Genomic DNA, 1,546 nt, shown 5'->3' with positions numbered 1-1,546 from the left:
TGATGGGTTGCACTGCGTCGCCAACCCGCACCATGCTAGCCGCCAGCGTGTTGCGCGACAGATCGCCGCCGAAACGGCTCAACAGCGCGGCTTGCCGATACAGCGGCAGGCTATCCTGGTATTTTGCGGTGACGACCCAGGCTAATGCCGTTTCGGTGAGTAAGCCTTTGGGGATGATGCGAACCGGTGCCGGCGTCACGCGAATGCTTTCATCGCAGCACGGGCAGGCATATTTGACGCGGTGATGTTGAATGACTCGCACCTGTTGCGGCACGATGTCGAGCTGCTCGCTGATTTCAGCGCCGATTTCCACCAGACGAGTACCGTCATGCGCACAGATGCGTTCGGCTTCCGCTAATTCATGGCGCACGATCTCACGCGGCAGATGCGGATCGAGCGGTTTTCGACCGCGTTTCTGGCGGCGGTGACCGGCCACCTCGACCGCTTCGGGTGTCGCTTCCTCGGCCACCGGCGTACCGTTAGGAGCTAAGGCTTCGGCTTCATTCAGGAACAGGTCGCGCTGGGCCGGATTGGCCCGCGCCTCGGATTTTGCGGCATACAGCCTATGCAGAAAGGCATCCACACGTTCTTTCAATAAATCACGCTCGACCGTCACCAACCGCAGTTGACTCGCCAGCCGTTGCTGCTCGGCCAGCAAGGCTTGGTAGTCTTCGGTGGACAGCGTGATGGTGGGCGTCATGCCGTTATTTTACCGGCTTTACATCCGCGTTTCAGCCTACTTGGGTATAGGTTCGTGCCGGATGCGGCCGCATCGCGGCCAAGTCAATACCGGCTAACAACCAGTGGAGTTGCTCGACCGTCAACGTCACAACTGCTGCCTCTTTCGGCCAGTGAAAACGGTCGGCTTCCAGCCGCTTGAGCATCAACCAAAAACCGGTGCGGTCCCACAACAGCAGTTTGATCCGATCCCGCCGGCGATTGCTGAACACGTAGATGGCCGGCTCGAACGGATTCAAGCCTAATGCCTGCTCAACCAGCAGCGCTAAACCATTGATGGCCTTGCGGCCGTCGACCGGCTCGCGGTGCAGGTAGACCTTCAATCCTGCGTCGAAACGAAACATGGCAGCTCGGCCAACGCCTTCAAAATCACCGGCAGGTCGCTCAGCTCGACAGGCTGTAACGCGAGTTTAACGCCGTTGGGCAACTCCGCACTGAGCGCTGACTCAGCCGGTTTCTCTGCGCTCAGCGACTGAACGGGCACAAAAGCCGGCAACGTTAATGGACTGTTCGGATTCGGATGTCCTGTTTCTCGGTAATGCCCCATCCACTTGCGCAGCAGATTGGCATTGATACCGTATTGCAGAGCGATCTTGGCAACCGATGTGCCCGAATGCAAGCAAACTTTCACTAGCTCCCGCTTGGCTTCCGGATCATAAAGGCAACGGCCGTCTCGCCCGTGCCCCACGATTAATGGCCGCGATAATCGCGTGTTATGCTCCTTCATAGGTGTCCACCTGATTATAAGTGGACACTATCTTCGTTCCTTTCGAGCTGTTTATACAGATGCTGTTAAAGGACCGCTTAC

3 protein-coding genes are annotated in these 1,546 nt (G+C 57.8%); all 3 read right to left on the bottom strand.

Going from position 1 to position 1,546, the window contains the following annotated elements:
• The coding region (locus BJL95_RS20715; RefSeq protein WP_139306362.1) for an IS66 family transposase zinc-finger binding domain-containing protein at positions 1 to 700 on the bottom strand (700 nt) is incomplete at its 3' end.
• Between the two features lie 31 nt (positions 701 to 731).
• Positions 732 to 1,082 (bottom strand): IS66 family insertion sequence element accessory protein TnpB, encoded by a 351-nt coding sequence (tnpB, locus tag BJL95_RS20710; RefSeq protein WP_064031840.1) that lies wholly within the window; start codon positions 1,080 to 1,082, stop codon positions 732 to 734.
• On the bottom strand, positions 1,058 to 1,465 hold the full coding sequence (locus BJL95_RS20705) for a transposase (RefSeq protein ID WP_254786668.1): 408 nt from the start codon (positions 1,463 to 1,465) through the stop codon (positions 1,058 to 1,060). The genes tnpB and BJL95_RS20705 overlap by 25 nt, the downstream gene beginning before the upstream one ends.
• Positions 1,466 to 1,546: the final 81 nt, after the last annotated feature.

The organism is Methylomonas sp. LWB, assembly GCF_001856095.1.
Classification (GTDB): Bacteria; Pseudomonadota; Gammaproteobacteria; order Methylococcales; family Methylomonadaceae; genus Methylomonas; species Methylomonas koyamae_A.
Note: the sequence above shows the minus strand (reverse complement) of the source record. Positions and strands in the feature narration are given on the sequence as shown.